2 protein-coding genes are annotated in these 1367 nt (G+C 45.8%); both read right to left on the bottom strand.

Annotated elements, in window-relative coordinates:
• Positions 1-31: 31 nt before the first annotated feature.
• Positions 32-955, bottom strand: coding sequence for an IS3 family transposase (locus ACFQ88_RS39685; protein WP_379463446.1), 924 nt, complete (start codon positions 953-955; stop codon positions 32-34).
• Positions 934-1293, bottom strand: coding sequence for a helix-turn-helix domain-containing protein (locus ACFQ88_RS39680; protein ID WP_379463445.1), 360 nt, complete (start codon positions 1291-1293; stop codon positions 934-936). The genes ACFQ88_RS39685 and ACFQ88_RS39680 overlap by 22 nt, the downstream gene beginning before the upstream one ends.
• Positions 1294-1367 lie beyond the last annotated feature (74 nt).

Raw genomic sequence — 1367 nt, 5'->3', positions numbered from 1 at the left:
TTCTTTCCAGCATTTTACGAGGATTTTCGTTTTACACTGCACGTCTATATGCGGCCAGTTCGCTTGAAGCTTCTTTTGCCCACTCTAAAAATGCCGCCGGCGAGCGTTTTCCTAAGCTCCTGTGCATCCTGCGGTTATTGTAAAAGTCCATGTATTCATTTACTGCCAGGTACGCTTCTTCGAACGTTTCAAAGGCCTCTTTACTCAATAAATCTCGTTCTAAAGTGGCATGAAACGATTCGATGTAAGCATTCATGTTTGGCGTCTTTGGTGGAATGCGCTCGTGTATAAGCTGCTCTGCGTCACAAAGCTCTCCAAATGCCTTGCTGACAAATTGAGGACCATTATCTGTACGAATGATGGGTTTTGACTCCCTATCTGTTAGACGCATGTGCAAGGCGGCCTGTAGTGCTTGGCAAACGTGCTTAGCCTCACAATGCGAACCGACGTGATAACCTACGATACTTCGGTCGAACACATCAATGATATCTGCGATGTAAAAAAACTGGTCGTAGCCTGCTACGTAGCCATATTTAATATCTAGTTGCCATAGTTGATTGGGCCTATCGATGGTGTGATTGCGAGCCAAACGGCGTGGATAATGAATTTTTTTACGTCGCTGTGGATGAAGAATCCCAAGCTTTTTGCACAAACGATATACTTTTTTCTTGTTAATAATGAGCTTGTGCTGGGTCCGTAAACACTCGGCTAGCAACACGTAGCCATATCCGTGCTCTTCACCGGCCACCAGTTCCATCAGCCATTCTTCAATTTGTGTGTTGCTTATGATCCGCCCGGCTTGTGTTCGTGAATGATCTGTCACAGGACGTCCTCGGAGTGGTACCTTCGTTTCTTCTCCAGCTTGAGGATGATGATTGCGTCTACGGTCATAGTACGTCGAAGAAGCAAGACCTGTTAGCCGTAAAACCGTTGTTACGGATTGTCCCTGCTCGATGAACGCTTGGGCGATGTCCAGCTTGTCATCGATGCAGGGTTGGTCTTTTTTACGAGTTCACGCAGGATCGCAAGCTCCAACTCCTTTTCACCCAATGCTTTCATTGCCTTGTCATACTTATCTTCCATTTCGGCCAACCGCTTGGCATCGTTCACACGCTCATCGATCGTTGGGACTGCATCTGCTCCAAAGGTTTCCTGGAATTCTTTTACCCAGTTTCTTACCGTTTTTGGAGAGATGTCATACTTTCGCGCGAGCACCCCTACTTTTATGCCTGCAAGAGCTTCTTGTGCAACTTTGTAGCGAACTTCTTGAAATGCTTGATTTCTCTGTCTCATCTTCCATCGCCCCCTTAATTTAATAGTACCTTATTTCCCTAAGTACTCTCCAATTTAATTAGGGGGCTTAATAG

It is taken from the genome of Paenibacillus sp. NPDC056579 (assembly GCF_042793215.1).
GTDB lineage: Bacteria > Bacillota > Bacilli > Paenibacillales > NBRC-103111 > Paenibacillus_S.
Note: the sequence above shows the minus strand (reverse complement) of the source record. Positions and strands in the feature narration are given on the sequence as shown.